Genomic DNA, 874 nt, shown 5'->3' on the forward strand with positions numbered 1-874 from the left:
GCGGCGGCCAGCCGGGCGCGATCATCCTGCGGCGCCAGCGCCACCGCGCGATCGGCCGCGCCGCGCGCCGCCGGCCCGTCGCCGAGCCAGGCCAGCAGCAGCGCCAGGTTGGCATGCGCCTCCGGCAGGTCGGGTTGCGCGGCGACGGCCGAGCGGAAGGCGGTGAGTGCTTCGGGCAGCCGGCCGAGTTCGCGCAGCGCCAGGCCGAGGCTGTTCTGCGCCGTGGCGGCGCGGGGTTCGGCGGTGGTGACCTCGCGCAGCGCCGCCTCGGCCTCCTGCGCGCGGCCGAGACCGAGCAGCAGCTCCCCGAGGCGCTGCCGCGCCAGCAGGAGCCGGGGATCGAGGGCGAGCGCCTCGCGCAGCATCGCCTCCGCCTCGGCGGGCTGGCCGAGCGCGGCGAGCGCGCCGCCAAGGTTGGCCCTGGCCTGGGCAAAGTCGGGCCGCGCGGCGATGGCGTCGCGCCACGCCTGTGCGGCGGCGGCGGTGTCTCCCGCCTTGTCCAGCGCATTGCCCAGCGCCATCAGCGCGCCGGGATGGGCGGGCCGCGCGGCGAGCGAGGCGGCGATCGCCTCCCGCGCCTCGGCCAGCGCGCCACGGTCGGTCAGCAGGATGCCGAGGTTGAGCAGCGCGACGGCATTGGCCGGCTCGCGCTCGAGCACGCGGCGGAAGGCCGCCTCGGCAACCTCGGGCTGGCGTGCCATGGCGGCGGCGTTGCCCAGGGCGACGATCCAGGCGGTGGGTGCGGAGGCCGGCGCGGCGGCGCGGCCGAGCGCGGCCAGCGCATCCGGCAGGCGCCCCAGGCGCAGCAGCGCCATGCCGCCGAAATGCTGCACGGCCGCATCGTCCGGCGCGGCGGACCGGAAGAGCACAGGTC

1 protein-coding gene is annotated in these 874 nt (G+C 78.7%); it reads right to left on the bottom strand.

Annotated features, from left to right (window positions below; translation table 11 throughout):
- A partial coding sequence (locus tag HW578_RS27145; RefSeq protein WP_198373799.1) for a tetratricopeptide repeat protein occupies nucleotides 1-874 on the bottom strand: 874 nt, incomplete at both ends.

The organism is Roseomonas rosulenta, assembly GCF_016106005.1.
Classification (GTDB): domain Bacteria; phylum Pseudomonadota; class Alphaproteobacteria; order Acetobacterales; family Acetobacteraceae; genus Neoroseomonas; species Neoroseomonas rosulenta.